This is a genomic window from Sphingomonas bacterium, assembly GCF_903643035.1.
Lineage (GTDB): Bacteria > Pseudomonadota > Alphaproteobacteria > Sphingomonadales > Sphingomonadaceae > Sphingomonas.
The window spans coordinates 1-6233 of sequence record NZ_CAHJWW010000166.1; the positions used below are offsets into that span (position 1 = coordinate 1).

The window sequence follows — 6233 nt, forward strand, 5'->3', positions numbered from 1 at the left end:
CTTCGAGGCGAGCGCACGGCGGGGTACGCCCGCGCTGTCGTTCCGCTCGGCCTGGGCGGTGCTGTCGGCGGCGGCGATCTATGGCGCGATCGGGCGCGAGGTGGCGCGGCGCGGCGAACGCGCGTGGGACCGGCGCGTATCGACGTCGAAGGCCGGCAAGCTGCGCTTCATCGCGGCGGCGGCATGGCAGGCGTCCAGGCGCAGGGGCCTCTACCCACCGGCCCCGCGCGACCCGGCGCTGTGGACGCGACCGCGTTAGGCGCTTCGTCTGCGCAGCCGACATCCGGGCGAACTCCGGTTGACGGGGCGCAGGTCCAGGTGCCGGCACAATCCGCTTTCGATGCCGTGCCGGCGTCCCCATATCTGGGTGGATGCCACCCCTTGCGATACCTCCCTCGATGCCCGACCGGCCGCTGTTGCCGACTCTCCGGCGCTTCCTTCCCTATCTGTGGCCGGAAGGCGAGCCGATGCTGCGCGTCCGGATCGTCGCCGCCATGCTGCTGGTGCTCGCGTCCAAGCTGACGCAGGTCTATGTCATCGCCTATTCGCTCAAATGGGCGGTGGATCGGATGGCGCAGGGGCAGCGTGGGGCGGCGTGGACCGTCATGGCGCTGGTCGTCGGCTATGCCGCCGCGCGCTTCTCGACGACGCTGTTCGACAATCTGCGCAATGCGGTGTTCGAGCGGGTGGGGCAGGATGCGACCCGCCGGCTGGCGGCGCGGGTGTTCCGGCACCTGCATATGCTGTCGCTTCGCTTTCATCTGGAGCGTCGCACCGGCGCGGTGACGAAGGTGGTGGAACGCGGGACCAAGAGCATCGACACGATGCTGTATTTCCTGCTGTTCAACATCGCGCCGACGGTGCTGGAACTGGCGCTGGTCCTCAACATCTTCCGCTCCAGCTTCGGTTGGGGACTCGTCGCGGCTACGGTCGCGATGGTTGTTCTGTATATCTGGTTCACCCGGACCGTGACCGACTGGCGCACCGCGTTGCGCACCAGGATGAACGACCTTGATACCGGGGCAGTCGCCCATGCGGTCGACTCGCTGCTCAACTTCGAAACGGTGAAATATTTCGGCGCCGAGGAACGCGAGGCTCGCCGGTACGAGGCTTCCGTCTCCGCCTATGCCCGCGCGGCGACGAAGTCCGAGAACTCGCTGGCCTGGCTCAATGTCGGTCAGGCGCTCATCACCAACGTGATGATGGGCGGCGGCATGGCGTTCGTCGCCTGGGGATGGAGCCAGGGCCGCTTCTCGCCGGGCAGCGTGGTGTTCGTCTCGACGCTGCTTAGCCAGCTGTTCCGGCCGCTCGACCTGCTCGGCATGGTGTATCGCACGATCCGGCAGGGGGCGATCGACATGGGCGCGATGTTCGATCTGGTCGACACGCCCGCCGAAATCCGGGACGCAGGCGACGCGCGGCCGTTGCGCGTGGGGCCGGGCCATGTCCGCTTTGAGAACGTGCGTTTCGGCTATGACGCCGACCGCGAGATACTCGCCGGCGTGACGCTGGACGTCGCCGCCGGAACGACGGTGGCGGTGGTGGGGCCGTCGGGTGCCGGCAAGTCGACGCTCGCGCGGCTGATGTACCGGTTCTACGACCTGACGGGCGGGCGGATCACGATCGACGGTCAGGATATCGCGCACGTCACGCAAGCCTCGCTGCGCGCCGCGATCGGCATCGTGCCCCAGGACACGGTGCTGTTCAACGATACGATCGGCTACAACATCGCCTATGGCCGGGAAGGCGCGGGCGCAGCGGAGATCGTGCGCGCGGCCGAGGGCGCGGCGATCGCCGGTTTCATCGAGCGGCAGAGCGATGGCTTCGCGACCCGGGTCGGCGAACGCGGACTGAAGCTGTCGGGCGGCGAGAAGCAGCGCGTGGCGATCGCGCGCACGCTGCTGAAAAACCCGCCGATCCTGATCCTGGACGAGGCGACGAGCGCGCTCGACAGCCGTACGGAGGCGGAGATCCTCGACACGCTGGAGGCGGTGGAGCGCGGACGCACCACGATTGTCATCGCGCACCGGTTGTCGACGGTGGTCCATGCCGACCGCATCGTGGTGCTCGACGGCGGGCGTATCGTCGAACAGGGCAGCCATGCCGAACTGCTGCGTCAGGACGGCCTGTATGCCGAGATGTGGACCCGCCAAGCGGAGCAACGCGAGGAAGGCGAGGCACTGGCGGCGGAATAGGTTAGGCGGCGCAACGTCGTCGCAAGCTTCTCCGGATAGGTCGGCTACTTGAACGCGATGTCCTAACCATCGAGCCGACGAACTCGATCGGGTGCTCGCGAGCCGCGACGATGCCGGCGCGAAGACGGTGGCTTGGTGTTCGGACCTGGACGCCAGCGGCGATCGCCTATGCCAGCGGCTCGCCGCGCCGTTCGCCGGCCGGCTTCACCCCCGCCGCAGCAGGAACACCGCGTGTTCCGCCCGGAAGTTCGCCGCTGCGGGGCTTGTCCGCTGGTCGCCGTTCAGGAACCAGGCGCCCTCCATCGCCACGTCGCGCGCGCGCAGGAAGGCGCGGAAATCGTCGATCGTCAGATGGTGGATGTTGGGCGTGTCGTACCACCGCTCCGGCAATTGTCGCGTCACCGGCATCCGCCCGCCCCACAACAGGCTTAGCCGCACGCGCCAGTGCGCGAAATTGGGAAAGGACACGAAGGCTCGCCGCCCGATTCGCAGCAACTGGTCGAGCACCAGATGCGGGTTGCGTGCGGTCTGCAGCGTCTGGCTGAGGATCGCGTAGTCGAAGCTCGCGTCGGGATAGTCGGCCAGGTCCGAGTCCGCATCGCCCTGCACTACCGACAGCCCGCGCGCGACCGCGGCGGCGACGTTGCCCGCATCGAGTTCCAGCCCGCGGGCATCGACGCCCCGCCCGTCGCGCAACGCCGCCATCAACGCGCCGTTGCCGCAGCCGACGTCTAGGACGCGCGCGCCCCGCGCGACGTGGTCGGCGATGATCGCCAGATCTGGGCGCAGTGACGCCGTCACGTGTCGGCCGTCTCGCGCAGGGCCGCGGCGAACTCGGGCGCCAGCCGCTCCATGTAGCGTCCCGGCCGAATTAGCGGGTGAAAGCCCAAAGCCGCGTAGACGCCGTGCGCGTCGACGGTGACGAGCGCCACGCGGCGGATGCCCGCGAACCCCGAATGGTCGAGGAAACAGCACACCATCGCGCGCCCGATCCCGCGCGCCCGCGCGCGCTCGTCCACCCACACGTCGGCGATCCAGGCGAAGGTCGCGTGGTCGGTGATCGCGCGAGCGAAGCGCACCTGTTCCCCGCCTTCATCGTACGCGCCCAGGCAGTGCGAACCGGCGATCGCGCGCTCCACCAGCGCCCGCTCGATGCCTGGCGACCAGTAGCTCGACGCGAGCCAGCCGTGGATGAGGGCCACGTCGAGCCGCCGCCCGTCGTCGCTATAGTCGATCATCCGCCCGCCCTCAGGAAGCCGTCGACCACGCGGTTCAGTTCGGGCGCGTCGAGCAGGAACGCGTCGTGGCCATAGGGGCTCGAGAGTTCGACGAAGCTCGCGCGCGCGCCCGCCGCGTTGAGTGCGTGGACGATGCGGCGGGACTCCGCCGTCGGGTACAGCCAGTCGGTGTCGAAGCTGACGAGGCAGAAGCGCGCGGAACTCGCCCGGAACGCGTCCGCCAAGCGGCCGCCATGCTCCTCCGCCAGGTCGAAGTAATCCATCGCGCGGGTGATATAGAGATAGCTGTTGGCATCGAACCGGTCGACAAAGGCGATGCCCTGGTGACGCAGGTAGCTTTCGACCTGGAAGTCGGCGTCGAAGCCGAAGCTCTTGGCGCCGTCGGGATTGCCGGCGCGGCCCTGGAGCCGGCGGCCGAACTTCTCGGTCAGCCCGGCTTCGGACAGATAGGTGATGTGCGCCGCCATCCGCGCGACCGCCAGTCCGGCGACGGGGGGATCTGCGACGTCGTCGCCATGTGCGTAATAGTCGCCGCCGCGCCAGCGCGGGTCCGCCATCACCGCTTGCCGGCCGACCTCGTGAAACGCGATGTTCTGCGCGGTGTGGCGTGCGGTCGAGGCGATGACGACCGCCGCCTCGACACGATCGGGGAACGTTGCGGGCCAGCTCAGCGCCTGCATCCCTCCCATCGATCCGCCGACGACGGCGCATAGCCGGCGCACCCCCAGATGATCGAGCAGCAGGCCTTGCGCGCGCACCATGTCGCGGATGGTGAGGACGGGGAACGCCATGCCCCATTCGGCGCCGGTGGCGGGATCGATCGTGGCGGGACCGGACGATCCCATGCACGACCCCAGCACGTTGGCGCAGACCACGAAGTGCCGTGCCGGGTCGATCGGCTTGCCGGACCCGACCATCCGCGTCCACCAGCCCGGCTTGCCGGTGCGCGGGTGAAGGCTCGCGACATGCTGGTCCCCGGTCAGCGCATGGCAGATCAGGATCGCGTTGCCGCCATCCGGCGCGAGGCTGCCATAGGTCTCGTAAGCGATCTCGACCGGCGCGAGCGCCCCGCCGCCATCAAGCGCCAGCGGCCCGGGCAGCACCACGTGGCGGGCTAGGCCGAAACGCGCATCAAGGAAGGGGCGGGCGGTCGCCATGTGGGGCTGACTGCGTCGTACTGGCGTCGTCGTCAACGGTGCGAGCGCGCGGATGACGCACTACCATTTCTAGCGTACCGCCCGTCACCCAATTAAGGCGGCGCCACGGCTAAGCCGGTAACGAGGCTTCGTGCCTCCGTGCGACGCGCCCTACCGCGCCATCCGTTCCGCCAGTTGCGCCATCACCGCCTCCGCCGCCAGCCGGCCGGTCTGCGCAGCCCCGTTCATGTAACCGGGGAAGGCGTCGGACAGGTGCTCGCCGGCGAAGTGGACCAAGCCGCTCGAGACCGGACGGGCGGCTCGCCCGTGCTCCTCGACCCAGATCAGCGGCGCGAAGCGGGTCAGCTGCCCGGGGCGGTAATTAATGTAGCCGCCCCTCGTCATCGGGTCCCCATGCCAGGCGGTGCGGCGCGCGGCGGTGATGGCGGTGGCCATGCCGGGCACGCCAGCCTCTACCTCCCTTGCAAAAGCATGCGCCTGCGCCAGTGCCTCACCGACAGCCGCCTTTTCCACTTCCTCGCCGCCCATGTACCACGTCCAGTCGCCGCCCGGTATCGCACCGCCGGAATGCGGACGTACCGTGCCGTCCCAGCCCGAGGCGACCGCATCGCCGCCCGCCGACGCGGGAGTATGCCACAGATTACCGCCGCGCCCCGTCACCGCCTCCCAGGGGCGGACCTTCATCGTCGCCTGCACCTTCTCGTTGCGACCAAGGTTCGCCTCGGCGATGAACCGCTTCCACAGCGGCGGCAACGGCACGCCGAACGCGATGCGCCGGGTGATCGATGCGGGTGTGGTGACGATGACCGCGGCGGCGTCGATGTGCCTGCCATCCGCGAACACCAGCCGGACGCCGCTCGGCCGGGTGGCGGGCGTGGCGTCCGAGGGCAGGGGGTCGATCGCCGCCACCTTCCTGCCGCTTGCGATCCGCCTGGCCATTCGCGCCGCCATCGCGTCGATCAGCGCACTCGACCCGCCGGCGATGACGTAGCGTTCGTCGGAGCGGCTGAGGACGTCGACCCGCGCGCCCTCGACGCTCGGCAGGTTGAACATCAGCTCGATCGCCGATGCCTGTGCGGGTTCGACGCCATATTCGGTCCGCGCGGTCGTCTCGATGAGCCGGCGCACCCAGGGTTCGGGCATTTTCGCCGCATAACGGTTGAGGTAGGTCGCGAACGACAGCTGGTCGAGTTCGGCGGCGACATGCGCCTGGTCGCGATCGAGCCGGTCGGCGTCCTTCGTCATCTGCGCGGCGATCCCGCGCATGGCCGCCGCCGCGTCCGCTTCGTCCACCGGTCGCCCGTCGGCGAGGATCAGTGAGCGGAACCTGCCTGCCTTGCGGTCGATCAGCCCGACGCCGAACGTCCGCGCGAGCTCCGCCATGTCGTGATGCTCGGTGTTGACCAGCTGGCCACCCATCTCGAGCGCGCCGGCGGCTCCCATGCGCGCGGTGTACATCCGGCCGCCGAGCCGTGGTCGCGCCTCGTACAGCCGCGCGTCGACCCCGGCATGGGTGAGCGTCCACAGCGCGGTCAGTCCGGCGATGCCGCCACCGACGATCGCCACCGGCCCGGCCGACGACGCGGTGGCCCTTGTCTCGCGCGAAAGCCCGGCGACCAGCCCGGCGGCGGCGATCGCCTTCA

5 protein-coding genes and 1 pseudogene are annotated in these 6233 nt (G+C 69.5%); 2 read left to right on the plus strand and 4 right to left on the minus strand.

The features are described from left to right. Positions 1 to 259: pseudogene (locus HUV01_RS10805) on the plus strand (phytoene/squalene synthase family protein); the annotation flags it as partial. Positions 260 to 371: 112 nt separating this feature from the next. After that, on the plus strand, positions 372 to 2195 hold the full coding sequence (locus HUV01_RS10810; protein WP_174298264.1) for an ABCB family ABC transporter ATP-binding protein/permease: 1824 nt from the start codon (positions 372 to 374) through the stop codon (positions 2193 to 2195). A 204-nt stretch (positions 2196 to 2399) separates the two neighbouring features. Here HUV01_RS10810 and metW read toward each other — a convergent pair whose 3' ends face one another. The 4 genes from metW to HUV01_RS10830 form a co-directional block, all read right to left on the minus strand. Continuing rightward, positions 2400 to 2996 (minus strand): methionine biosynthesis protein MetW, encoded by a 597-nt coding sequence (gene metW / locus HUV01_RS10815; RefSeq protein ID WP_174298265.1) that lies wholly within the window; start codon positions 2994 to 2996, stop codon positions 2400 to 2402. Beyond that, entirely contained in the window at positions 2993 to 3433 is a 441-nt protein-coding gene (locus tag HUV01_RS10820) for a GNAT family N-acetyltransferase (protein ID WP_174298266.1), read from the minus strand. The genes metW and HUV01_RS10820 overlap by 4 nt, the downstream gene beginning before the upstream one ends. Beyond that, on the minus strand, positions 3430 to 4590 hold the full coding sequence (metX, locus tag HUV01_RS10825) for a homoserine O-acetyltransferase MetX (protein ID WP_174298267.1): 1161 nt from the start codon (positions 4588 to 4590) through the stop codon (positions 3430 to 3432). Before metX ends, HUV01_RS10820 begins: the two co-directional genes overlap by 4 nt. 150 nt (positions 4591 to 4740) lie before the next feature. After that, positions 4741 to 6233: flavin monoamine oxidase family protein (locus tag HUV01_RS10830; RefSeq protein ID WP_174298268.1), on the minus strand; the 1493-nt coding region annotated here is incomplete at its 5' end.